Source organism: Sphingobacterium sp. SGR-19, assembly GCF_011043555.1.
In the GTDB taxonomy this organism is placed as follows: domain Bacteria; phylum Bacteroidota; class Bacteroidia; order Sphingobacteriales; family Sphingobacteriaceae; genus Sphingobacterium.
This window is the reverse complement of record NZ_JAAKGS010000003.1, coordinates 335,611-359,453: the sequence shown is the minus strand read 5'-3', so window position 1 is coordinate 359,453 and position 23,843 is coordinate 335,611. Positions and strand designations below refer to the sequence as shown.

The following is a 23,843-nucleotide window of genomic DNA, read 5'->3' as shown; positions in this document are numbered from 1 at the left end:
CATGAATAGAATGAAAATTATCATTTCCTGCTGTTTGCTAATGGCAGTAGGTAAATATGCACGTTGTCAAGATATCGACATCCGTGCTGTAGTTAAGGATTCGGTTACAAATATTCCTCTTGCCGATGTCACCATAGCTGTGGTGGGTAGCAGGAGTAGTGTAAAAACGGAACATACCGGGCGTTTCCTTATTGTTGCGAATGAACGTGATAGCTTGCGTATCAATCATATTGGCTATGTAGAACGGACGATTGCTTGTAGTAAGTTAATCGGTGGCGATAAGTTCATATTGCTCACGCCATCTTCTTTTCAGATTGAAGGGGTGGAGGTTTTAAATACGGGCTATCAGAAAATCTCTCGAGACCTCTCGACCGGAAGTGTCGATGTGGTTGATGAGGAAGTGCTTTCGCGCGTGGTATCGCCTTCGTTACTCGACCGGCTGGAGAATACAAGCTCTGGACTGCTTTTCAATAGAGGTGATGCGTCAGAGAGTGATCCGTTTCTGATCAGGGGGCGAAGTACTATTACTGCGGATGCCGCGCCGCTGATCGTTTTGGACGATTTCCCATTTGAGGGGAGCATCGATCTTATTAATCCGAATGACATTGCCAGTGTTACCATATTGAAGGATGCAGCAGCAGCTTCAATTTGGGGGGCTAGAGCGGCCAATGGCGTTATTGTTATCACAACCAAACAAGGAACCAAAGGAAAGACCGCCGTTACGTTTAATAGTACGGTAACTGCTAGTGGAAAGCCTGATTTGGAAAATGTTTCGCTGATGAACAGTAGCGAAATGGTAGAATGGGAGCGGTTCTTATACCAATCTGGCCGTTTTGATGGAGCGAAAAATGCACTTACAATAGCTGACCGATGGTCTCCGATCCCTGAAGTAATAGAGATTTTGATCGCGGATCAATCGGATAAGGAAAAAAGGCTGGAGGAACTAAAACAGAGGAATGTTTTACAGGATATCGAAAGGGCGTTTTATCGGCAGAGACTTGACCAACAGTACAATCTTGGAATCAATGGAAATAGTGGCGGCTATAACTACGCGCTGAATACAGGATATGATAGATCCTTGTCGAATTTGGTTGCAGAGAGCTCTGAAAGAATCTCGATACGTATGCAGAACAGCTATCGGTTTAACAAAAAAGCCAACATAAGTCTAGGTGTCCTGTTCAACGAACGTGCACAAGAAAACGGGCGTAACAATGGGTTATTAACGGATTTCGGAGATGGGCTAAGTCCGTATGCGAAGTTGATCGACGAACGAGGAAACGGCTTGCCCTATTATGGTTTCTATCGGCAGGGTTTCGTGGATACGGTGGGGAGGGGCTTGTTGCAGGATTGGGATTTTATTCCGGTAGACGAAATAAATCGCCATACGGATAAAATGCGAGATCGGGATGTTATCGTCAATTCGGGCCTTAATGTGGGTATCATGAAGGGGTTGACGGTCGATGTAAAATATCAGTTTCAGGGAAATTGGGTGAAAACGTCTTTAGCCCGTGGAGAAGATTCATTTGAGGCACGGAATATCAGTAATATGTTCTCCCAGATTGATTACGGGCAACAGAGAGCGCAATCACCTATTCCGACAGGGGGAACCATCCAATTTTCGGATGTGCAGATGCATAGCCATCAGGGACGGGCACAATTAAATTTTGAAACCGCGGTGGGCAAGGATAGTCGTCTGAACGCACTTCTGGGTTACGAAATACGTTCAAAGGTAACGAAAGGACATAGTAGCTTTCATTATGGCTACAATGAGCGGTATAGTGCAATCAATGCAAACGTGGATATGTTCAATCGTTATCCGACATTGCTACACAATTATGAGATGTTGGTTCCGCAGGGAAATAACTTTATCTCTAAGATGACCGATAATTTTATTTCTTATTTTGCCAACGCCAGCTATGCACTGGGGAAGAGATTTGTGTTTTCGGGAAGCGCGCGAAAGGACGAAGCCAACCTTTTTGGCGTGGAAACGAATATGAAAGGCACACCATTATGGTCTCTTGGTGCGGTATGGAATCTCGCCGAAGAACCTTTTTTACAGCGGGACTGGATTTCAAGAGTAAGTCTCAGAGCGAGCTATGGTGCAAATGGGAACATTTCGAGGATTGCTTCTGCGCAGACAAGAGCGGCGATCTATGCAGGAGGGCAGACACATTCCAATATGACGGCCATTATCCAGCGTCCGCCTAATCGCGATCTAAAATGGGAAAAGGTAAAAATGATGAACCTGGGATTAGATTTTTCCTTGTTCGATCATCGACTTTCAGGTTCGGTAGATTATTACGTAAAGGACGCCGTCGATCTGCTCGCAGAAACCCCTACCGACCCCACCATGGGCTTTTCCTCCATTTATACCAATACGGCAAATATGCAGGTTAAAGGGCTTGATTTGAGCATCCAATCTAAAAATATAGCGCGGGAACTTTTATGGGAAACGAATTTTTTTTACAGCTTCTCTAGGAATCAACTCAAGCGATACCTGATGGAGGCAAGTAACATAGGAAGATCTTACGTGATCAACTTAAATACAATTTCGCCCATTATAGGTCAGCCCTTATATGGTGCCTATAGTTTCCACTGGGCAGGATTAGATGCGCAGGATGGTGCTCCGCTAGGTATCGTGGATGGTATGGAGAGCCGAGATTATACTGCTATTTATAACGGGACATTGCTCTCCGACATGAATTACCACGGCCCTACTCAGCCTGTTCATTATGGAGCAATAAGAAATACATTTTCATGGCGAAATATCTCTCTTTCTTTTAACGTTAGTTATAAGTTTGGCTATTATTTTCGGACGCCTACTGTATATAACGCAGGCTTAATGTATGGATGGCAGGGGCATGGTGATTATGCGCTTCGGTGGCAAAAGCCAGGCGATGAAAACCATACGTATGTGCCGAGCATGATTTATCCGGCTGTCGCCAACCGTGATAATTTCTATCGATATGCTAGTGTACATATACATCGTGCGGATAATATCCGCTTGGAGGACATTAATGTAGGGTATACGTTTACCAATTTGCAAAAAGGCCCATTACACTCATTGAAGCTCTTCTTGTATTGTAGAGACCTACACATTCATTGGAGCAAGAATGATAAGGGGGTCGATCCATTCTTTAATAATGTAGTAAAGCCTGCACCGAGTTTATCTTTTGGTATAGTGGCAAATTTGTAACCTTTTAAATTGACTTATCATGAAACAAATGTTGATATGCCTTCTCGCTAGTCTCGTGTTGGGCGCTTGTAGTAGGAATGACTTCTTGAACGTCAGTCCAAACCAAAGCCATATTGTTCCGACCACGTTGGAAGAATTACAAGCTTTGCTTGATCGGGATCAGGTAATGAACGGCATGGGAAGTGGTGCCGCTCGAGGACCCGTTCCCCATCTAGGTGAGGCTTCTTCGGATGACTACTATTATTTAGAATCTAATTTCAGCAGTTTGAGACCACAACATCAGAATTATTATTTATGGAGTCCTAATCCATATGTGGGGGATGTGGTGTATGATTGGGATAGAGTGTATGAAGCAATTTTTTATGCAAACGTGGCGTTGGATGGTTTGAAGAATTTAACACGTAGCGAAATTAATTCAACGCAGTTTGATGCCATAATGGGTAGTGCACTCTTTCACAGAGCACATGCGTTTTATCAATTGGCTCAAATTTTTGCTCCTCCGTATGATAAAGTGAAAGCGGAGGCGACTCCGGGGCTACCTTTGCGATTAGAGTCTGACTTCTCGGAACGAATACAACGCGTGTCGGTGGAAGATACGTACGACAGGATAATAAGCGATTTACAACGAGCCAGTGGTTTGCTGCCGGAATTGCCCGTAATGAAAAATAGACCTTCTAAAGTTGCATGCAACGCGTTACTAGCTCGAGTTTATTTGGTTATGGGGGATTATGGAGCTGCTGAAAAGTACGCGGGTACTTGTCTGGAGGAATACGCTGTGCTTTTAGATTATAATGAGTTGGATGAAACGTTAGCTTACCCTTTTCAGCAGATTAATTTTGACAACCCCGAAATTATCATGGTCTTTAATATGCAAGGAGCATCATTCTACTCTATAAACCGGACACTGAGCGCGAAAGTGCCGTCCGGATTATTTAATTTATATAAAGAGCATGATCTTAGAAAGGAAATATTCTTTAATGTAGGGGCAAATGGTATTGACTTTAAAGGCAACTATTCTGGCAATACCTATTATTTTGCCGGCTTAGCCATAGATGAAATCTATCTGATTAAAGCGGAGTGCCTTGTAAGGTCTGGGAAGGTGGAAGAGGGTATGGAACTGTTGTCGACTTTCTTGACAAAAAGATGTTCAGAGGAGTATGATTACACTTACTTGCAGGGATTATCTGAACAGGAGGCATTGGAGATTGTTCTGGAGGAGCGTCGGAAGCAATTGGTTTATAGGGGAATCAGGTGGACTGACATACGCCGTTTAAATCAGGAAGGCGCAATGATTGAGCAACGTAGGACCATTAACGGCGAAACATATTTTTTGCCTGCGAATGACGCTAGATATACGCTTCCGCTCCCGGAAAAAGTACTGGAGTTTCGACCGGAATGGAGGTAACAAGCCATGTCACCATTTTTCACGGTGACATGGTTATTTTAAGCTACATTAATTTGACCTATTTAGCACGACCTCAGCTATCGTCTCCATGGAATCGTCGACTTCTGTCTGTTCCTCGGTAAATGCCAAAGCACAAATAGGATTGCTTGGGTTTGGTTCGCACTCACTAGGCGGTTGATTTCCGGGTGAAGGTGTATATTCTCCCGTTGCCTCATTTTTTTCGTACCAATGGAGACTCTGTGTATCTGAAGAGTACTCCAACCCAAACGACATTAATGTAGTACCTGCAATGGCTAAAGCCACTAAAGCCATTGCATTTTTGATGATGAATTTTTTCATCGGATAAAATTTAAAATGTTTGTAAAAATGTTTGTATGCTGTCTTTTGGCCGACAAGCCCTCCACAGCGGCTTGCCTAGAGCCGCTGCTTCGATGTAAACCTCGTTGTAAATAATAGCCCCAGATGCTCAGGGCAAGGAAAAATAGGTTGAACCAGAAATGCTGTGTCCAGCTCATCCCACTGATAACCGAGCCACAGCCGCAGGGTAGTTTCTCCCATGCGCCCAACAATGCTATGCCGATGTAGGCGGTAAAGGCTGCCATCATGAGCGATGACAGCCCAAAACCCACCAACCGAAACCGACTGCTAACGATTAACCCTACAACCAATATCTCTAAAGGAAGCAGCAAAAAGATCAACACCTGGCCCATGGTGTTCGAAAACGGTTGGCGGAGGATACCGGCTTTGAAAGCATGGAAATGCAAGAGCTTATCTAAACTCACGGGAACCCAAAGCAGGAGCAGTGCGATGCTGATCAGGGTGATGATATGTGTGGTTTTCTTTTTCATTGTTTTTTCTCTTTAAGCGCTGATCAAGACAATTGTCCAGCGTCTACAATTCAAAGGTCGCAGAAAATAGAGGTGGTGCAGGGGATGATATTGAGCAAGAGGGTGTTGGTTTATAGCTCTTGGAGGGCAGATAAAAATCGAAAAGGTGAGGAATAGACATGCAGGTTGCGATAATGGACTCTCGTAAAAATCGCTGTTGAGATGATCGTAAACGTGTTTTCTGAGATATTATCGTAAGGCGAGAAGGAGGGATGAAAGGGGATGATCCCCCTTTTTTGAAAAAAAAGTGAATATTGTCTATATTGCTAGCACAAACGGTGGATTAATTTTCAGAAATCTAAATTATGATATGAAGCACAATTATAAACGTTTATCGCCTTCTGTTCTACTAAAGCTTTTCTTGCTGGTCGTGTCGGTACAGTCACTACTTTTATTTGGTGTGGGTGCAGTGCTTTCGATGTTTGACGGAGAATGGGAAGCGCTCGGTTTTTTCGCCATCAACGTAGGTATACTGGCTGTAACTGCGCAAATAGGAATTATTGTCCATGAGTTAGGGCATTGGTGTGGAGCGCGTCTTGTGGGCGAATATCCGCGCAGATTGGAGTTTGGGAAAGGACACATCATTTTGCGTACGCACTTTTTCAAGACCAAGCTAAATATCTACAATAAACTTCGAGGGGCACATATCATTACGATTTTTTCCAATCGAAAAAATTACGGGATCAGGAGGTTTATATATGTTGTGATGGGGCCTATAGCCAATTTGTTGCTTGCGGGGCTATTTTTTTTGGCGTTTCCGCTATCTTCCAATTTTGCTCATGAGCTTTGCATAGGGGCAGTTGGTGGCATGGTCAATGGCTTCCTGTTTTTGGGTAATCTCTTGCCGCACAAAACACGTATTCACAGTATCCCTTCGAATTCGGATGGGCTTCAGATTTGGAATCTGCTCTTTAGGAAGAAAAAGCAAGATTCGGAAGAGCACCTACTGAACGACTTTATGGATGCGGAAGATGCGCTTTATGCAGAAGATTATAATCGCGCGTTACAATTGTTCGAGACTTGCTTAGCGCAAGTAGATGATCCTAAACTGGAAATTCGTTGGGCTTGCATAGTCAACGCGGGTATTTGCAAAGGTCAGCTTGGTGATATGGATGGTTATTTTACCAATTTAAAAAGGGTTGAGGAAGAATTAGGTGATGAAATTTCAGGTCAACTTGCTGGTGCGCTCTACCAAAATCTGGCATTGATATATTTCTTAAAAGACCAGTTGGAGGATGCTGGTCAATACATGCGGCGCGCCATGAAATTTATTTCCGGTCAGCTCGAGGGCCGTTTGCTGTACGGGACTATCCTGATTGTGTCGGGAAAAGTTGATAAAGGAATCGAGGTGTTGGTGCCTGTCGTGGATCTTTCGCTGCCGAATATGAATACGCTGGCAGGTGCCATGTGCTTGGCGCTAGGTTACCAGCTAAAAGGCAAGGAGCATAAAAAAGAAAAGTATTTGAAATTTGTTGATCAGCATGAACAGTTACTACATGGTCTGGGTCGGCAGTTGTGCGATGTGATATCTAAACGAATGGCTACAACCCAAAATCTCGCTTTAGCTGCGCCAGAATCTCACTGAATTTTTTAAAGATGCTATAAGAAGCGGTTTCTAGCACGGGTTGATCGAATTTTTCCAGTGTTTTGTAAGATATCTTTTTCCCGGTCTTCGATTTTACATATCTGGAGAATGCTTTTGCTGCTTCCCGTTTGGTGGGGTAGCGAAAGAGCTTGACGCGATATCCGTAGTGAAAATAGAGCGTCAGTTCATGGGAATTGAGTGTGCTTAAAAAAGCGTCTTCATCGAGCGACGGGTTCTCTTCAATTTCGGTTCGTATAGCGTCTAGCGTGGTGCGTAGGTAATCTGACATGTAGGTCGCGAGTGATGGACGTAGTGGGTCGTAGCTGTAGGTGGGTACGGGGATATGGAACTGAAGGTCTTCTTCTTGCTTTTGGAGTAGGCTTAGATTGTTTTGATACTCATTATTTTTTGAGAGAAGGCTAATTTGTAGTTCTTTCCACCGATTGAAGAATCCGATATGGTTAAAATTATAATTGATGAGGATGTGTAGAAAGCGTGTCGTCCAATCTTTGTTGCGTTGGTCCGCCGCCATCTCTTCGAGTGCCGTCAAAAACATAAATAGGTAATGCCGATGGCTGAATTTCAGCTCAGGCAGTTTACCCGTGGTGAAAAGACTGTTGATCGCGGACGACAGTTCGGCGAGGTATACTGCCGGGATATTCTTTTTTCGTAAAGAGGGGAGCACGTTCTTCAAGCGTAGTAGGACGGCTTCGCGAAGTTCTTTTTCTGCATAGCGTGATAGGGTAGAGGTATGCAGGAGATAAGATTCGTAGGAAAGCTCATATTGCTCGATCATCGCCGCCAATAGCTCGAGAAGCATGCTGTCTGCTGGACGTTCTTCATGAAGGGTGTTATGCATATTTGTCAACAAGCGATGGCAATGTTGAACAGCGTGTTCAGCGAGCTGATGCTCGGTATATTGGCGGTAAAGGTTGTTGATCTCGGTTAGGGTTTGTTCACAGGCATGCTGCAAGGCCAACTGTAGGCTTTCAGCGCTTTCCGCTGCGAACCATTGTTTGTAATGGTTTACGGCCTCCTGCAATATGTGGAGTGCATTAATCATAATAGCGCTTACTGATATGATCGTGATACCATGGCCAGCCTAATCTTCCGGTATGTAAATGTAGCTTGATCGTATCGCCCTCTTGTACACGATGGAATAGCTTCGGGTGCACTTCAATGACGGCATATTTTTCTTTTCCATTTTTTTGATATTTCAGATGCAGGTCGTGAATCGGACATTTGGCGTATACCATTGCGCGGTAATTTTCGCCACCGCGTGGGGCGAAATGACAGTTGATCGTGAGCAGGACGGTCTGGAAATAGAAGCAAAAGAGCACGGCAGTCATGATCGTTAAAGGAACCATCCAAGATTCTTTCGAGGGGCTTTTCTTATCGACTGCGTAAAACCGGCGATGCCGGATAGCCATAGAGGTTGCAAACACGAAACTGACGCAAAAAGATAGTACTTCGGGGCTAGAATCACCCAGTAAGCTATAGTTTTGCAAAGAGGTGAGTTTGACGTTGAAACAGAAAAAAAGTAGGACAAGGATAGCAAGCGTAGTGATGCCATTTTTTATGTTCTTGTGTGCCTCTACCAGATAGATTAACAAAAGAATGGCAATGCTGCAAAGCAGGGTGACGATAGTCGAAGCTTGTAGAAACAGGGCGTAGAACGTGGTCGGTAAGGCAATAAGCAGCACATACGTGTTACGTAGGGATACACTAAAATCGAAAGCTTGCCGAAGGTTGGGTGCATCAAGGATAGATGATAACGGCCCTTTGTTCGGAATAGGTAACCCGCATACTTTAGCATACAGCAGATACATGATGCCAAGCAGCGCAACAATTAAGCTGGTATTCCCTAAAAGTAGGATGCTTTTCCAGAGTATAATAGAGCCGGCTGTTTCATGCAGAAGCGCTTCCAGCTCGGTGGTAAAATTTCGGACAAGGTGGATAACGGCCACACCAATGAGTGTCATCATTACGAATAGGAGGAGCGTATATGGCCAGGGTTGCTTTGTCTTTTTCATAACAATCTACGTTGGTGTTTCATAAAAATAAGCATACACGAACCGACAGATGGGCAATAATTGACAGTTTTTTGTTGAAGTCGGGAAATGGCGGACTGAAATCGGAATTATCGCGGGCGAATCCGGCACAATAGGTATTGAAACGGTTTACAGAAGGCTTTTATGTGTTATGGGCAACGACTTTTGCCTATCTGTGGCTTGGCACTTCTTTTTTTTATTTGTAACTTAATCTTGAATTAACAACCCGAAGATAAACATTGCCATTGTTAGTTTATGAAGAAAGTACCACCAATATCCGCTAAGGAGAAGGCGGAGCCGTCTCCCAATCGCTACCGCGATTTCTGGCCGATAATATTCGCTAGTGTGGTATTTAGCGGGATTTTATGTAATTACGGATATAGGGGAGGTATGCTGGAATCGGCCACGCATAACGAATTTTCAGACATTTGGTTGCTGTATTTTCTGTCTTGCTTGGCTGTGCTATTCTCTATCTCCATAATGACTAAATACTTAGATGGTAAATGGCCGTGGGATATTTCCTTTTATGCGCGGTTTGTATGGCAGGTTTTCTACTGTTTGTTTTTACCATCTATGGCTGTTTTTGGTATATTTAATCTATTTTCTGATACCCTTTCGCTGTCATTGCGCGGTTCTACCTTCTTGTATATTGATGTTTACATTGTCGTACTGCTGTTGCTTTTTGTAAATACCTGTTACGTCATCACTTTTTATATGAAGCAAGCTGATTTGCTGTTGGAGAAGTTGCGGTCGGAACGAAGAGCTTGGGAGGAAGACGGTGAACGTAAGAATGCGGCCTTTGCCAAAATAGCTGCTGAGGATAAAAGGATGGTTCGAAGTCTGAAAGAAGAGCTTGTGGTGTTACAAGCACAATTCGAAACTTATAAGGATGCTATCACGGTGAAAGCTTCAGCTGATATAGCTGCTGAAGAGGACAAGATATACTTACACAGGTTCGGTGCTACCACGAGGCGTATTAAGCACAGAGAAATTGCGCTTTTCTTTATGCGGGATGGAGTACCTTGGTTTGAACTGAAAAATGGAGAGGAATACATTGCAACGGAAAAGACCTTGACAGAAGTACATAAAGCAGTCGGGGATCGTTTTTTCTTGGTACGGCGTTCTTTTCTGATAAACGATAGCGCTATTGAACGTTGCGTAAGGAGAAAAGATAAGAGGCTCGCGCTTTATCTATGCGATAAGCATAAAACGGAAGTTCTCGGGCCGGTAGAACCAGATGAAAACTTGGAAAAGCGCATTTTAAATGTTGTTGACATTGTGGCTGAAAGAAAAACTTAATAAAATATTTTAAGATGTAGAAAGGAGGTTATCATGAAACGTAAGAAACGAGGATCCATGACAGATAAGTTGATGGCACAGGTTGAAATTAATCAGATTGAGAGAACGAAATGCCGGGGCAGCGGAAAGGTGAGTTTCAGAAGCTACGCCGAAGCGAAATTTTTTATGTACTGGATGAAATGGCGTTACAGCAAGAGGTCGAAATCGAGGAAGAGCTTTCGGTTGAACAAGCCGAAGGTGCGCTATGTGTATGCTTGTGAACTTTGTGATGGGTATCATTTGACGAAGATTCATCCCGCTGAGCACGAAAAAAATAAGAAAAAGTGGGAAGCGAAATATTTTAATATGGCCTACTGATCCAGATTTTATTGACTTACCCATTAAGGTGATAATATGTTATCCTATTTCACCGTCCGTTTCGTGCTAATAACAATCCGGTTCCAAGCGTTTATCGTCGCAACGGCCATGATGATCTGCCCGATATAATGCTCGTCAAAGAATTTTTCAGCATGGGCATAGGTAGCATCGGTTAGTCCGTTTTGGCTGATTAAGGTTACTTCTTCGGTGATGGCCAAAACCACTTTTTCTTCTTCGGTAAATAATTCGGTCTCTTTCCAAGCGTTGAGCAAGAAAATACGTTGTGCCGTTTCTCCCAGTTGTAAGGCATCCGAGGTATGCATATTGATGCAGAATGCACACCCGTTGATCTGGGAAGCGCGTATTTTGATTAACCCGAGATGCGTTTTAGACAGTTGCGCGTTTCGTAAGTAGTTTTCTAAACCCAGCATAGCTTTAAAGCCATCGGGCTCTGTTTGTTGCATGTCGAATCTGTTTTCCATATGATGTTATCTTGAAAGTTTATATGTTATTGATGCTGCACTAAATTAATCAAATTTCCTTTAGTTCAGCTAGAACGCTTTTGATCTGTGTTAAGTATTCCCGTAAAATTTTTGGTCCAGATGGAGACGGCTGTTATAAATAGTGCCGACGCCTCCATAATTTCCAAAGTTACGTTTGCTGTTGCTTTTTTGTTATAATAGATTTTTGTCAAAAATCGCTATTTATTTGTAATGATTCTAAATAGTGCTATATTTGTGCGTTTTGAAAACGTTACACAAGCGTGCAGATGGGTAAAAAGCAACATGAAGTTCTGTTCTATTTGTATTGGAAGCGGATGTTTTGCTTTTGATGTAGTAGACGACGAAGATGTCGAACAATAACTAATATTTAATTTATATGCTAAAGCTGGTTCTTCCAAAACAAGAGGGACAAGGGAGATTATTACAATGAAATCAACGATACTATCGATATTGTTCGCATCTTTTGTGATGGGACTATTTGCTCAGACGACGCTGTCAGGGAAAGTTTTTAATGGCGATGGAATACCGCTGCAAGATGCTACTGTTCGCCTTTTGCTTTTACCGGATTCGACATGGATTGCGGAAAGCAATGCATCAAAGGATGGTTCATTCCAAATGGAGGCAAAGCGTGGTGAATATATCGTGCATTACAGTTCGGTGGGTTATATATCGACTTATAGTCAGCCGTATAGGTTGACAAATGTTCCGCAGACAGCAATTCCGATTTTTCTGCAATCAGCGGATCAGGCGATAGAGGCTGTGCAAGTGATCGGAAAACAGGCGAGTGTCCGTCAATATGCGGATAAAATGGTCGTGGATGTGGAAGGGAGCATTTTGGCGGAGGGAAATAATGTGTTAGAATTGCTGGAGAAAACACCGGGACTGGTTTCCGATGGTAAAGGGAATTTTTCTATTCAAGGACGTACTGGTGCTAATGTGCGGATAGATGGCCGTGACATGTATGTATCGGGCGCGCAATTAGCGAGTATATTGCGTGGGTTACAGGCATCTGAAGTTTCAAAATTAGAGCTGATGAGTAACCCTTCTGCTCGTGAGGATGCTTCGGGTACGGCGGGTATTATCAATATTGTGACCAAGCGTAATGCTATCGTAGGTTTCGGCGGGGATGTATCTTTACGTGCTGCTCAGGGGAGAGAATTTGAGGGGGGCTTTGGCGGTGGATTACATTATAAAGTCAATGGCTTAGATATGTATGTGCAAGGGAATAAAAGCTATAACCGTACGAACAGCCACAACCTAACAGAAAGAAGTTTTTATGACCAAGGGAATTTATTGTCCTTTCAACGGCAAAATGAACGGAAATTTTTGGATGATGCGACGTTTCATAGCGTGCGCGCGGGTGCAAAGTACGAATTCGCTGACGGAGGGATATTGGATGGAAGCGTGCATTGGATGGAAGGTAGTTATAAACCTTATGCAACTATTGAGATGGACACATGGCGGTACCCGGGTGGTGTGTACGCCGAACGCGCAATGAGTAATAACCATTTTGATGAGTCTTTTAAGAATTGGACGTTTAACGTGAATTATTCGAATAGATATGAAGGTGAAGATCACTTCTTGAAATTCAATTTTGATTTTGCTCCGCATGGTAATGATTATAATAATCGTTTTGAAACGGATGTTTTTAATCTTCAGCAGAATACAGAAACTGCTACCGGGCGTACCAATGTGCAAGATTTGAGTAATACGACCTATGCGGGAAGGCTTGATTATAGCAGGCCGCTTGCTGATGCAAGTAAAATTGAACTTGGTTGGAAAGGGACATACTTTTTTATCAATAATGACGTGGTCAATACGGTACTGGATAATGGCACTTGGATACAGGATGTGGCAACTTCTAACCGTTTCCAGTATACGCAACATATCGAGGCACTATATGCCATTTATTCGGGAAAGTATGAAAAATTAGAATATCAAGCTGGTTTGCGTGGTGAGTATACGTTTATAAAGGCTAACCAGGTGACGTTGGACAAGAAAAATGATCAACGCTATTTTGATTTGTTTCCGAGTGGCTCTTTGCTATATAACTTGGATGACAATAATACGTTAAGGACATCATTTAGTAGTCGTATAGAGCGGCCGGGTGATCATGATATCAATGTGTTTCGAATCTACGAGGATGCCTATAGTTACCACGAAGGAAATCCAGACTTAAAACCGGAGAAAAGCTATATCACCGAAATAGGCCACGGATTTAAAAATAGATTGTTTACCACGTTAGGTGTTTCTTATGGGCGGGATATTATTAATTGGATTATTCGTCAAGGAGATCAAGTAGGCGAAAACTTATCCCGACCTGAAAATATCGGACGTTTTCTGAATTACAGTGCCAGTGTGATGTATAATCAAACACTGAATTCGTGGTGGACGGCGAGCCACTACGCCAATGCTTTTTATAACGACTATACTGGGGAGATTGGCAACGTGAACTTGGATGCCAAAGGATCGAGCTGGACGGCGAATAGCCGTCACACCTTACAATTTAAATATGGATTTCGCTCCGAAATTTCGTTGTACTACCGTTCGGGAGTGACGACTGGGCCAACACGTACGGATCAAAGATATGGTATGGATTTAGCGGCAGAGAAGAAAGTGTTTGGTGACCGAGGGATGATCAAGTTGGCTGTAAATGGTCTGCTTAGAAATGCTAACCCGCAGTTAACGAGTGAATATGGCGACTTGAAAATATTCCATTCGGATTTTCCAGACAATAGAAAAGTCTTATTGTCATTGAATTATCGTTTTGGAAACTAAATTCTACCTAACGAATACCGTAACGAACCACATCCACGATATGACTACGTCAATCGTTGATCTAGCTACTTCTAACTATGTGAATACAACCAACTTTGTCTTATTGTTCTAACATAATAAAGATGAAGAAAATGGAAACAAGAAAAGTATGGTTGGTTACAGGGGCCTCAAAAGGTCTGGGGCTAACATTGGTAAAGAAGCTACTACAAGATAACTATTGCGTCGTGGCTACAACACGGAGCGCTAAATCGCTCATCGAGGAGATTGGGGATACATCGGAGGTCTTTCTTCCAATCGAAGTAAATGTAACGGATGACCATGATGTAAAGGAGGCTATCGAAAAAAGCATGGCTCATTTCGGCAAAATTGATGTGGTGGTAAATAATGCGGGGTACGGACAGATAGGCACATTAGAAGAACTGAGCGACGAAGAGGCTAGAGAAAATTTTGATGTCAATGTATTTGGCTCGTTGAATGTGATCCGAAATGCAATGCCGTATTTACGTAAGCAGAAATCGGGTGCTATTTTCAATATTTCATCGGTAGGTGGTCTTTTTGGCGGCTTTGCTGGGTGGGGTATTTACTGTGCGACCAAATTTGCGGTTGCGGGTTTTACCGAAGCATTGGCGGAAGAAGCAAAAGCATTTGGGGTGAGCGCGACGGTTGTTTATCCGGGGTATTTCCGTACGGATTTTCTGGCGAACGGTTCTGTAAAGACACCAGCTTCACCTATTAAGGAGTATGAAGCTGCTCGTCAGTCCGAAAAAACACACCTGAATAGTATCAGCGGCAATCAGCCGAATGATCCGGAGAAAGCTGCAGATGTATTGATCGCTATCAGTAAAGAAGCTACCCCGCCGGTTCATTTATTATTGGGCACCGATGCCTACGACATAGCGAAAAATAAGGCGGATTTGCTAAATAAAGATATCGAACAATGGAAAAGCTACACGCTGTCGACCGCTTTCTAATGATGCCGCGGTAAAAAATAAGATGATATAAAGAAAATAAGTAAATTAGCTATTATGGAAAACACATTCCGCTTTAATTCTATTGCAGAATTTCACAAGTTTTGCAGTTTGCCGAATCCTGAACATCCGTTGATCAGCTTGATCGATTACAGTAAGGTTGCTTATCCGATCAATGATAGCCAGATGAAATGGATTCAGGACTTTTATTCGGTGGGGTTAAAGCGGAATGTCAATGCCAAGTTCAATTACGGACAACAGCAATATGATTTTGATTCTGGAGTCCTTACGTTTGTTGCGCCACTTCAGTTTCTGAAAATAGAAGTCGACCCGAATGCTGTGGTAGAACCTACAGGCTGGCTTTTGCTTATTCACCCTGATTTTCTTTGGAACACGCGCTTGGCAAAAAAGATAAAATCCTTTGACTTTTTCCGGTATTCGGTAAACGAAGCGCTTTTTCTCTCGGATAAGGAAGAGAAAATTATGGTAGACATCTTGCTGAAGATGGAGCAGGAATACCAGTCTAATATCGACAAATTCAGCCAAGAACTCATTGTAGCACAACTGGAATTGCTGCTGATTTATGCGGAACGTTTTTATGAACGCCAGTTTTTAACCCGAAAAAAATCAAGTTACGAATTGCTGGACCGTTTTGAAAGCGTACTTTCTGACCTTTTTCAAAAAGACAATGTGCTGGAAAACGGTATGCCAACAGTCACGCTCATAGCGGAACAACTGAACATTTCGCCGAACTATTTAGGAACGCTGTTGCGATTGCACACCCAGCAGACCACGCAACAGCATATTCAGAACAAGCTCATAGATTACGCGAAAGAACAATTAAGTACAACCAACTTGTCTATTAGTGAAATCGCCTATGGATTGGGCTTTGAACATCCGCAATCGTTCAGTAAGCTGTTTAAAGCAAAAACGGAGCAGACGCCTTTGGAATTCCGACGATTATTCAATTGATTTTTCGATTATCCCCATTCCGACTACAAGAACCCTCATTTTGGCTACAGACCGCAATACGGCAATAGGGAACTTTGTTGCATCAATTAAAAAATAAAAAGATGCAAATAGAACAAAGAAAAATTGCACTCGTAACGGGTGCCAATACGGGTGTGGGCTTTCAAATTGCTAAGGCCTTGACAGAAAACAATTACACGGTGTTTGTAGGAGCAAGAAATCTGGAAAAAGGAGAAGCGGCCGCGGCTAAACTTGGCGCAAATGCAAGAGCCATACAGTTGGATATCACAGATAACGATGCTATCCATAAGGCGATGACAAAAATTCAAGCCGATTTTGGATATCTCAGTTTGCTGGTCAACAATGCTGCTATTTCGAATATAGGAAAAGAGGGGCAAACTATGGAAGAAGTACTGGGATCGCAAAAGCCTAGTATAGCATCGATAAGTGAACTGCGTACGGTATGGAACACTAACGTTTTTGGAACGCTAGCGGTGACGCAGGCGTTTTTACCCTTGTTGAAAGAATCGTCCGCTCCCCGGATTGTCACCGTTTCCAGTGCTCTGGGTTCTCTTACGACAAATGCAAATCCAAACAATCCGTATCGTTCGGGATTTGATGCTGTTTATGGTGCTTCCAAAACGGCACTTAATGGTATCTTTCTGTCTTTGGCGATAGAATTGGAAAGCACGAATATCAAAGTTCATTTGGTAAGCCCCGGTTTTACGGCTACAGCACTCAATAATTTTCAGGGAACGGATACCGTGGAATACGGCTCGTTGGAACCGATTCGAGTAGCATTGGCGGAAGATCTGCCTACGGGTAGTTTTACGGGACCAGCTGATTTTTCTGGGCCGGATAATGTACTTCCATGGTAATTTGTTTAGAAAAACTAAAAACCTATGACCATACATTTGTCACGGGTATTTAGTTAAATTTAAAGGATGAAAAAGAAGAAAGAAAATCTGGTGCGGTTCCGATCTATATCTGAAAGCCATCAAGCCTTTGGATTGCCCAAGCCCCAGCATCCGTTGATTAGCTTGGTGCATTTCCATGAAGGCAATACGTTTAATACGGATATGGCTCCTATTTATGATGTGTTGGATTTCTATAAAATTACGTTCATCACCAAAAATAGTGGGAAACTAAAATACGGGCAGGATTACTATGACTTTAACGAGGGTAGTATGTTGTTTACAGCCCCCAATCAACTTGTCGGATCGACAGAGTACAATAAAGAAACATATGCTTATCTGCTGCTCATTCATCCGGGTTTTCTACAGGGGTATCCGGTAGCAAAAGGAATCAATGAATATGGATTTTTTTCCTATTCGGTCAATGAAGCGTTGCATTTATCCGCAAGTGAAAGGGAAATGATGGTCTCCCTTTTTGAAATCATGATACAGGAATTGAATAGTCGTGTGGATGAATTTAGTCAGAACGTTATCATCGCCCAGATTGAATTGCTGCTGAGTTATGCCAACCGTTTTTATAAACGCCAGTTTGTAACCCGTAAAGTAATAAATAATAATATATTACAGAAGGCTGAAACAGTTTTGGCTGATTATTTCAATAGCCAACAGTCGTTAACATATGGTGTTCCGACAGTACAGTTCTTAGCCGAACAGCTCAACGTATCTTCGGGATATCTGAGTGATCTGCTCCGTTCGCTTATCGGTCTGAATACGCAGCAATATATTCATCTGAAGCTGATAGACAAGGCGAAGGAAAAGCTTTCAACCACGGAATTAACCATTAACGAAATCGCCTATGAACTAGGTTTCGAGCATTCCCAATCTTTCAGTAAATTGTTTAAATCAAAAACTGATCAGACACCGTTGGCGTTTCGCAGGTCGTTTAACTAGTGCACCTCCTGACGGGCAAAAAATTGCTTTTTGAAAGCTTACGAGAAATGCGACAACGTTTCTATGGTTGCATCTATTGTATACCCGACTACTGCAAGCCTTACTCGAAGAGTTCCTTCAATTGCTCTTCAAGCATTTCACCTCGCAGGTCCGTCGCGATTATTTTGCCTTCGGGATCAACCAGCACATTACTGGGTATAAATTCGATGCCAAGTCTGTTAACCAAGTCGCTTTTCCAACCTTTTAAATCAGACAATTGTGTCCAGGGCAGGTCATCATCCTTAATTGCCTTTTTCCAATTGGATGCTTTCTCATCGAGTGAAATGCCCAATACCGTAAACCCCTTATCTTTAAATTTCTGGTAGGCTTTCAGGACGTTCGGATTCTCGGCACGGCAGGGCATGCACCAACTGGCCCAAAAATCGACCAGCACATATTGCCCTCTAAACTGCTGGAAATCTACCGGATGCCCAGCAGTGTCCGGTTGGGTGAAATTTTCTAAAAGATTGCCGATCTGCCGCCTTGACATTTTTTCAAGCCGGAGCGCTATTTTTTGACCTGCTGGCGTATTTTTTGCCGATGGGGCAATTAGAGCATAAAGTCGTTTAATTACGGCATACTCATTTTCCAGATTTATCAGATACAAACTATAAGGGCTTGTCGGATACGTGGCAACAAATTTGTGTGCTTTGACGATGAACAGCTGACTAATTTCTACACGTCGCCGTTCGATGAGGGCCTTTTCTTCATCGGATACCGAATCAATTTTCTTATACAGAGAATCCCATTCCTGCATCAAACCACGTGTTGATGCTCTGTATAAATCTTCGTGTTCTTGCATTAATGATCCTTTAAGTTTATAGGTGTTTAGAGAATCTCTTATGCCGACAAGCGTGAGCTGACCTGGCTCCGCAAAGAAAAAAAAATGTTCATTGCCGGCATTTAACGCAACGCGGACAGGTTCATCTAAATTACTTTGCCATGTAAAATGATCATCGATAGCTTTTACCGTATCGGCTATAGATTGGTTTTTATTGTTATAAAACAGCGTCACCTCACCGTCTGAAAGCCCTTTAAGGCAGCCCTTTAGGACTGTGTTCTGACTATAAGAGTTAAACTGTATCATAAATAGGATCATGGTGATGCTTGCGCCTAATATTTTTGTTTTTTTCATGTGTATCAAATTATGTGTGTGTTGCTAATTGTAACCATCATTTTGTTCTAATCGATTATTTAAATCGCGTTGTGCTTGGGGGATAGGGTAGAGGTTTGAAGTAGGCTTATAGCCGGATTTGTGTGTATGAAGTACAGTAGATGCTGAGGAGGCGTCCGTCACATTTCTTTTTAGATCAAACCATCGGTTCCCCCATTCGAAACATAGCTCTGTTTGTCTTTCTTTCATTACCACATTGAGCACATCCTCTTGCGATCTCTGATCCACCTGTACTTCTAATAAACCTGCCCGTTTACGAACAACATTGACATCTTTTATAGCTTGATCCATGTTATTGAGATGAGCTGCTGCTTCAGCACGTGTCAATATAATTTCACCAAGCCTAAATATCATATAATTCTCCGTCGGTACTTCGGATGCAGATTTATTTTTGTACTTATTGGGATACCGATACTGCGTATCGTTTACGGTTGTCTCACCAATCCATTCCAAAAGACGCTGGTCTCCGTTTTCAAATTGATCTAACAAAAATGAGGTTACTAAATATCGAGGTACAGCTCCAGTATTGGGTATGAATGTTTGGGCTTCATCGGTTTGTCTATACGATGTCTTGACTGGTAGTTGCCAAATCGCTTCTTCACTTTCTTCTAGAAAAACAGCCCGGAGGGGGACATCTGCAAAACCGTATAAGTGGCTACCAATAATGTCATCCGCTTCATCGTAGGCCATTTGCCAATCGCCAAGATATAAATTGACTTTGGATAACAGTGCTTTGGCCGTGTATCGATTGGGCCTCACCCTTCCAGCGGACGGGTAATCGGCCGAAAGATCATTGACCGCATCCTGTAAGTCCGTGCGAATATGTGTATAGATAGTCTCTACGGAGCTTCTAGGTAGTTTGGCATTTTGCTCAAAATCCGTTGAGGTAACCAAGGGGACGCCACCAAATTGATTCACCAAGTAAAAATAATATAATGCTCTGACGACTTTCATTTCTCCAGTGATTTGTTTAGCGAGCGATTCGGAAATACGGGAATTGCCGGTAACACCCTCGAGTATATCATTAACTCTGTAGATTGCTTGATATGGATAGTTCCATAGCCCTATAATACCACTACTCCATGGGGTTAGCGTGTAGCTATAAAATTGCGCAAAATAGGAATTGTTATCGACGATAGAAAGTTCGTCAGAAGAAAGTCCTGTTGCAATGGTGAGGTTGGCATCACTAAAGCCGAACCCTCTACTTTGGCTATACGTGTAGACTCCAGCAACGGCCGACATAACTGTTGCACTATCAGAAAATAGTTGTTGATTGGTGATAAATGTCGGTGGATTTCCATCCAATTCAATCAATTTTCCACAGGAAAACAATTGGCAAAGGATTATCATTGCAAATACTGTCCGGAGCATATTTTTTTTTAAATTGACTATCGTCATGATGATTAATTTTAAAATTTAAGATTTAAACCCAAAGCAACGATACGCTGTAAAGGAAGTGCGGTAAATGTACCTGGCTGCTCTGGATCTCCTACCTCATAGTTTGTGAAAGTCAACAAATTTTGGCCGTTCATGTAGATACTTCCTGTGCTAACACCGATCTTCTGAAGAAGTTTTTCAGGAAACGTATAGGAAAGCGAAACAGTCTTTATACGTAGATACGTATTATCGCCATACACTGCCTCCGATTGCGTAAACGGAGGAATCGTATACAATGACCCCGAGGCATAGCTGCTTCCCAATCGTTGGAGGAGAGACTGGTCGCCAGGATTTTTCCAATAACGGCCTAGTATTTCGGAAGGCTGATTCGTCGGTCCTCCTGGATAATCTGTACTGTATAGGGCCGCGAGATAGTTCGGGGAATAGCTGCTCGAAAATTGACAGAATATAAATAAGCCCCAATTTTTATACGACAAATTATTGGCCAATCCACCCATGTATTTCACATCCCTATGCCCGATGGGTACCTGATCTCCACCAGTATTCGCGTTACCTGCTTTAGGGGTATGGGTAGCATTTCCATCTTTATCATAAAATTCATACAAACCAGTTTCAGGATTTACCCCTTTATATCGATACCCCATAATAATGGATGTTGGTTGTCCTATAATGTATTTGCTCGCATAGGAAGAAGAGGCTAAGTCAGGAAAATCAAGTAGTTTGTTCCTGTTGAATGTAATATTAAATGTAGAATTCCAAGAAAAACTTTCTTTCTTGACATTGGTGGATTCTACAGTGAATTCCCAGCCTTGGTTTTGGACGAGGGCATCTAAATTGCCAAATACAACTGCAAATCCTGTCTGTGCGGGCAAAGGCATATCGACTAGTTGATTGCCTTGCCGATTGCGATAATAGGTGGCATTCAAATTCAATGCATTTCCATATAGACCGATATCCATAGCAACATTTAACGACCGCTTGGTGGACCAGCTAAAGTTTGGATTATAAAGGTTGTACGCATAAGTTGGGCGGATATTTTGAAACGGAAGAGCACCGGATATATTTTGATATAGTGCTTGGTAAGAATAGGCCTTTGAAGCATCGCCCCCGGTGGTTCCATAGCTTGCCGACAGCTTTCCGTAAGACAAAAGGGCGAGATTCTTTTTGATTGTAGCCTCTTCTGAGAATATCCATCCGCCCCCGACGGATCCAAAATTACCAAATTGACGTCCTGGGCCAAAATTGCTGGAGCCGTCGCGACGACCTGACACTTCTACAATGTATTTATGGTCGTGTATATATTTGAGGCGTGCAAAACCGGCTACATATTTAAAGAGGTTTTTGCGTTCAAAGGGATAGGTGGTGGAAGCACCTATGATAGAGCCGAGAAAATTGTCATTAGCGTATCCATATCCTTCTACTTGATAGGCATCATTGGACATTTTTCTGTATGTACCCCCTACTAAGGCGGTCCACTCGCCTTTGCCAGTATAAAACTCGTAATTCAATTGCGGTTCTATGTTAATCGATTGGTTGACGTTATCACCAAAGGCGGCACTAGCTTCTGCAAAAGTGGGATCTTGCGAACGGGCCGGATTTTCGGACCGCTCAATAGAGTTGTTTCGGCTATACCCTGCATTTGTACCTAGGGTCAGTCCTGGCAGTAAGGTGTAGGACAGGTGGAGAGAACCATTGAAATTATAGTTTTGTAGATAGACTGGTCGCATCAACGAACCATAGAAATTATCCACATTTAGAGGAACTCCTTTGTAATTCCATACGAGCGCTCCTGAATCATCGATCAAATCAGGCAAATTTGGCGGCAATACCATGCTCTGCGCCCCGCCGTAGCGAGCGGATGTATTTCGGTCATATCCGTAATCTGCTACCAGACCTAATTTAAAGCGTTTATCTGACGATGTATTGTTCAGCGCGGAATGAAACGTCATGCGCTTATCAGAAAAATTGCCGGGATAGTTGTAGTTTGACTGTGTGTAGCCCCCCGAGATCAGAAAGGTTGTAGACGGGCTACCACCAGATAGCGTGGCGTGTACATCTGTATTATTGGTTATCTTTCCCGCAATAATCGCTGCCCAATCGGTATATTTATCCTGATCATATAACATGAGATCTGGTGCGAATCCATTGTAATCACCCGGATCATCCGATGGGGATAAACCGTCGGCAGTATAAGCTTCTCTTCGGACCTGCAAATATTGTTGTGTATTTAGAAATCTTACCGGCTTGGCCGCCGAGTTGAACTGCGTATTAACACTAACGTCTAATTTTGTTTCACCGGCTTGTCCTTTCTTGGTCGTGATGAGGACGACGCCGTTGGCTCCCTGCGAACCGTAGATGGACGTTGCGGCGGCATCTTTCAAAATGCTGATGCTTTCTATATCTTTTGGATTAATACTATTAAACGGGCTAAGTCCGGTAGGCTGGCTTATTCCGCCATTATACGATTGTGCGGTTGCCAGATTATTCAGTAGGTTAATGTTTACATTTTGGGGAGCGAATGGAACACCATCAATGATAAACAGCGGTTGATCATACGGTTTTGCTTGAAGCGTGGTACCTAAGGTGTTTTGCCCACGCACCTGTAACATAACTGTTGATCCGGGCACACCGTTGGACGACGTAACGGCCAATCCAGCCACTTGTCCCTGTAAAGCTGACAGTGGGTTAGTCACGGGTTGTCTTTCAATCGTCTCGGCTGAAACACTGCTGACAGCGCCTACACTGAATCGTTTAGATTCAGATCCATAGCCTATGACCTGTACTTCATCCACGGTTTTGTCCAGTGGCATAAGTTGAATAGCCCCCAGATCCTTGGCTGCACTGATTTCTCTATTACCATAGCCTACAAATGAAATCACCAGTGTTTCTCCATCACGGATATCGTTTAAATAAAAGCGCCCGTCCGCATTCGTTTTTGTTACTTTTTCGCCATGTTTGACTTGTACGGTTGCATCCACAAGCGGTTTCGCACTTTCATCCAATACCAAGCCTGTAATCATTATTTGCTCCATTTTACCTAAATTTATTGGCTTTGATGGTCGCGTTTGACTTTTTGTGATCGCAATGTTGATCCCTTTCATCTCATATTTCAGGCCGGTATTCCGCAGAATGACTTCGAGTGCCTGGTTGATTGTGACATGATCTATATCAACATCGATTTTCTGTTTGTCTGTGATAATCTTTCCGTCATAGAAAAGATTAAAGCCACTTTGCCTACGAACTTCCTTTAAGGCGTATTTCAACGTAACATCCTTTTTATGGATAGTGATATGCTGCGCTAAAGCAGTTGCCCTGACTTGTAGCAATGTGGTTATTAATATAATAAGGGTTAATCGCATTGTTAGTTTA

The 23,843-nt window shown here is 42.8% G+C and carries 18 protein-coding genes; 10 read left to right on the top strand and 8 right to left on the bottom strand.

All coding sequences use genetic code 11. From position 1 onward, the window contains the following. The first annotated feature begins 1 nt into the window (after nucleotide 1). On the top strand, nucleotides 2-3,196 hold the full coding sequence (locus tag G5B43_RS09115) for a SusC/RagA family TonB-linked outer membrane protein (protein WP_165294423.1): 3,195 nt from the start codon (nucleotides 2-4) through the stop codon (nucleotides 3,194-3,196). 19 nt (nucleotides 3,197-3,215) lie between these two features. Continuing rightward, a complete protein-coding gene (locus tag G5B43_RS09110; protein WP_165294422.1) occupies nucleotides 3,216-4,601 on the top strand; it encodes a RagB/SusD family nutrient uptake outer membrane protein in 1,386 nt (461 codons plus the stop codon). Between the two features lie 48 nt (nucleotides 4,602-4,649). Here the strand turns inward: G5B43_RS09110 and G5B43_RS09105 are convergent, their stop codons facing one another. Together G5B43_RS09105 and G5B43_RS09100 are read right to left on the bottom strand one after the other, a co-directional pair. Then, nucleotides 4,650-4,940 (bottom strand): hypothetical protein, encoded by a 291-nt coding sequence (locus G5B43_RS09105; protein WP_165294421.1) that lies wholly within the window; start codon nucleotides 4,938-4,940, stop codon nucleotides 4,650-4,652. Continuing rightward, nucleotides 4,937-5,449 carry a MauE/DoxX family redox-associated membrane protein gene (locus G5B43_RS09100; RefSeq protein ID WP_165294420.1) on the bottom strand — a complete coding sequence of 171 codons (513 nt, stop codon included), beginning with the start codon at nucleotides 5,447-5,449 and terminating at the stop codon, nucleotides 4,937-4,939. The genes G5B43_RS09105 and G5B43_RS09100 overlap by 4 nt, the downstream gene beginning before the upstream one ends. Nucleotides 5,450-5,798: 349 nt before the next feature. Between G5B43_RS09100 and G5B43_RS09095 the strand changes: the two genes are divergently transcribed. Continuing rightward, entirely contained in the window at nucleotides 5,799-7,073 is a 1,275-nt protein-coding gene (locus tag G5B43_RS09095) for a tetratricopeptide repeat protein (RefSeq protein WP_165294419.1), read from the top strand. On the opposite strand, the gene G5B43_RS09090 is transcribed toward G5B43_RS09095, so the two are convergent. Continuing rightward, nucleotides 7,030-8,136, bottom strand: a complete 1,107-nt coding sequence (locus tag G5B43_RS09090; protein WP_165294418.1) for a hypothetical protein — start codon at nucleotides 8,134-8,136, stop codon at nucleotides 7,030-7,032. The genes G5B43_RS09095 and G5B43_RS09090 overlap by 44 nt on opposite strands. Continuing rightward, nucleotides 8,129-9,106: a hypothetical protein gene (locus G5B43_RS09085; protein WP_165294417.1), complete on the bottom strand. Its 978-nt coding sequence runs from the start codon at nucleotides 9,104-9,106 to the stop codon at nucleotides 8,129-8,131. The genes G5B43_RS09090 and G5B43_RS09085 overlap by 8 nt, the downstream gene beginning before the upstream one ends. Before the next feature lie 273 nt (nucleotides 9,107-9,379). Here G5B43_RS09085 and G5B43_RS09080 point away from each other — a divergent pair, with 273 nt between their 5' ends. Together G5B43_RS09080 and G5B43_RS09075 are read left to right on the top strand one after the other, a co-directional pair. Further along, nucleotides 9,380-10,423: a hypothetical protein gene (locus G5B43_RS09080; RefSeq protein WP_165294416.1), complete on the top strand. Its 1,044-nt coding sequence runs from the start codon at nucleotides 9,380-9,382 to the stop codon at nucleotides 10,421-10,423. 33 nt (nucleotides 10,424-10,456) lie between these two features. Further along, a complete protein-coding gene (locus G5B43_RS09075; RefSeq protein WP_165294415.1) occupies nucleotides 10,457-10,780 on the top strand; it encodes a hypothetical protein in 324 nt (107 codons plus the stop codon). A gap of 44 nt (nucleotides 10,781-10,824) precedes the next feature. Here G5B43_RS09075 and G5B43_RS09070 read toward each other — a convergent pair whose 3' ends face one another. Next, the gene (locus G5B43_RS09070; protein ID WP_165294414.1) at nucleotides 10,825-11,262 is read right to left on the bottom strand and encodes a carboxymuconolactone decarboxylase family protein; all 438 of its coding nucleotides are present in this window, start codon (nucleotides 11,260-11,262) and stop codon (nucleotides 10,825-10,827) included. A gap of 447 nt (nucleotides 11,263-11,709) precedes the next feature. On the opposite strand from G5B43_RS09070, the gene G5B43_RS09065 reads away from it, so the two are divergent. From G5B43_RS09065 to G5B43_RS09045, 5 genes are all read left to right on the top strand, one after another. Next, nucleotides 11,710-14,061, top strand: coding sequence for a TonB-dependent receptor domain-containing protein (locus G5B43_RS09065; protein ID WP_165294413.1), 2,352 nt, complete (start codon nucleotides 11,710-11,712; stop codon nucleotides 14,059-14,061). A gap of 131 nt (nucleotides 14,062-14,192) precedes the next feature. Further along, nucleotides 14,193-15,032, top strand: a complete 840-nt coding sequence (locus tag G5B43_RS09060; RefSeq protein ID WP_165294412.1) for an SDR family NAD(P)-dependent oxidoreductase — start codon at nucleotides 14,193-14,195, stop codon at nucleotides 15,030-15,032. Nucleotides 15,033-15,086: 54 nt separating this feature from the next. After that, on the top strand, nucleotides 15,087-16,001 hold the full coding sequence (locus G5B43_RS09055; protein WP_165294411.1) for a helix-turn-helix domain-containing protein: 915 nt from the start codon (nucleotides 15,087-15,089) through the stop codon (nucleotides 15,999-16,001). 101 nt (nucleotides 16,002-16,102) lie between these two features. Continuing rightward, on the top strand, nucleotides 16,103-16,876 hold the full coding sequence (locus G5B43_RS09050; protein WP_165294410.1) for an SDR family NAD(P)-dependent oxidoreductase: 774 nt from the start codon (nucleotides 16,103-16,105) through the stop codon (nucleotides 16,874-16,876). Between the two features lie 66 nt (nucleotides 16,877-16,942). Continuing rightward, nucleotides 16,943-17,863, top strand: coding sequence for a helix-turn-helix domain-containing protein (locus G5B43_RS09045; protein ID WP_165294409.1), 921 nt, complete (start codon nucleotides 16,943-16,945; stop codon nucleotides 17,861-17,863). A 100-nt stretch (nucleotides 17,864-17,963) separates the two neighbouring features. On the opposite strand, the gene G5B43_RS09040 is transcribed toward G5B43_RS09045, so the two are convergent. Genes G5B43_RS09040 through G5B43_RS09030 form a run of 3 tightly spaced genes read right to left on the bottom strand, consistent with a single transcriptional unit; the run spans nucleotide 17,964 to nucleotide 23,833 of the window. After that, entirely contained in the window at nucleotides 17,964-19,037 is a 1,074-nt protein-coding gene (locus tag G5B43_RS09040) for a TlpA disulfide reductase family protein (protein WP_165294408.1), read from the bottom strand. Nucleotides 19,038-19,061: 24 nt separating this feature from the next. Next, nucleotides 19,062-20,447 carry a RagB/SusD family nutrient uptake outer membrane protein gene (locus tag G5B43_RS09035; RefSeq protein ID WP_240904809.1) on the bottom strand — a complete coding sequence of 462 codons (1,386 nt, stop codon included), beginning with the start codon at nucleotides 20,445-20,447 and terminating at the stop codon, nucleotides 19,062-19,064. Nucleotides 20,448-20,485: 38 nt separating this feature from the next. Next, complete coding sequence (locus G5B43_RS09030) at nucleotides 20,486-23,833, bottom strand: SusC/RagA family TonB-linked outer membrane protein (RefSeq protein WP_165294406.1); 3,348 nt, start codon at nucleotides 23,831-23,833, stop codon at nucleotides 20,486-20,488. Between the last annotated feature and the right edge of the window lie 10 nt (nucleotides 23,834-23,843).

Bases quoted from the DNA above. Each gene is read 5' to 3' on its own strand.
- G5B43_RS09115 (WP_165294423.1), top strand. From the start codon at position 2: ATGAATAGAATGAAAATTATCATTTCCTGCTGTTTGCTAATGGCAGTA.
- G5B43_RS09110 (WP_165294422.1), top strand. From the start codon at position 3,216: ATGAAACAAATGTTGATATGCCTTCTCGCTAGTCTCGTGTTGGGCGCT.
- G5B43_RS09105 (WP_165294421.1), bottom strand. From the start codon at position 4,940: ATGAAAAAATTCATCATCAAAAATGCAATGGCTTTAGTGGCTTTAGCC.
- G5B43_RS09100 (WP_165294420.1), bottom strand. From the start codon at position 5,449: ATGAAAAAGAAAACCACACATATCATCACCCTGATCAGCATCGCACTG.
- G5B43_RS09095 (WP_165294419.1), top strand. From the start codon at position 5,799: ATGAAGCACAATTATAAACGTTTATCGCCTTCTGTTCTACTAAAGCTT.
- G5B43_RS09090 (WP_165294418.1), bottom strand. From the start codon at position 8,136: ATGATTAATGCACTCCACATATTGCAGGAGGCCGTAAACCATTACAAA.
- G5B43_RS09085 (WP_165294417.1), bottom strand. From the start codon at position 9,106: ATGAAAAAGACAAAGCAACCCTGGCCATATACGCTCCTCCTATTCGTA.
- G5B43_RS09080 (WP_165294416.1), top strand. From the start codon at position 9,380: ATGAAGAAAGTACCACCAATATCCGCTAAGGAGAAGGCGGAGCCGTCT.
- G5B43_RS09075 (WP_165294415.1), top strand. From the start codon at position 10,457: ATGAAACGTAAGAAACGAGGATCCATGACAGATAAGTTGATGGCACAG.
- G5B43_RS09070 (WP_165294414.1), bottom strand. From the start codon at position 11,262: ATGGAAAACAGATTCGACATGCAACAAACAGAGCCCGATGGCTTTAAA.
- G5B43_RS09065 (WP_165294413.1), top strand. From the start codon at position 11,710: ATGAAATCAACGATACTATCGATATTGTTCGCATCTTTTGTGATGGGA.
- G5B43_RS09060 (WP_165294412.1), top strand. From the start codon at position 14,193: ATGGAAACAAGAAAAGTATGGTTGGTTACAGGGGCCTCAAAAGGTCTG.
- G5B43_RS09055 (WP_165294411.1), top strand. From the start codon at position 15,087: ATGGAAAACACATTCCGCTTTAATTCTATTGCAGAATTTCACAAGTTT.
- G5B43_RS09050 (WP_165294410.1), top strand. From the start codon at position 16,103: ATGCAAATAGAACAAAGAAAAATTGCACTCGTAACGGGTGCCAATACG.
- G5B43_RS09045 (WP_165294409.1), top strand. From the start codon at position 16,943: ATGAAAAAGAAGAAAGAAAATCTGGTGCGGTTCCGATCTATATCTGAA.
- G5B43_RS09040 (WP_165294408.1), bottom strand. From the start codon at position 19,037: ATGAAAAAAACAAAAATATTAGGCGCAAGCATCACCATGATCCTATTT.
- G5B43_RS09035 (WP_240904809.1), bottom strand. From the start codon at position 20,447: ATGCTCCGGACAGTATTTGCAATGATAATCCTTTGCCAATTGTTTTCC.
- G5B43_RS09030 (WP_165294406.1), bottom strand. From the start codon at position 23,833: ATGCGATTAACCCTTATTATATTAATAACCACATTGCTACAAGTCAGG.